The 205-nt window shown below is 76.6% G+C and carries 1 protein-coding gene; it reads right to left on the bottom strand.

The window, feature by feature from the left end; translation table 11 throughout:
- Nucleotides 1-205 (bottom strand): hypothetical protein (locus tag MFF58_RS32160; RefSeq protein ID WP_238294400.1); only part of this gene is annotated, 205 nt, incomplete at both ends.

Below are 205 nucleotides of genomic sequence, written 5' to 3' on the forward strand. Positions count from 1 at the left end.
TTGAAGCGCGGGTAGGAGCAGATCGTGGCGTTGTTGGACAGCGGCGTGACGCTGGCCACGGGCGGGCGGGCGCCGTCCTGCGGGGCCGCGGAGCCGGCGTGGGGCTCGGCGCGGGGCGCGGCTTGGGGCTCGGCGTGGGCCACCAGCCGGTCGAGCCAGTCGCCGAAGACCTGGGCGTCGGAGTTGAGCAGGACGACGGCGCGGC

It is taken from the genome of Methylobacterium longum, from assembly GCF_022179385.1.
Taxonomy (GTDB): Bacteria; Pseudomonadota; Alphaproteobacteria; order Rhizobiales; family Beijerinckiaceae; genus Methylobacterium; species Methylobacterium longum.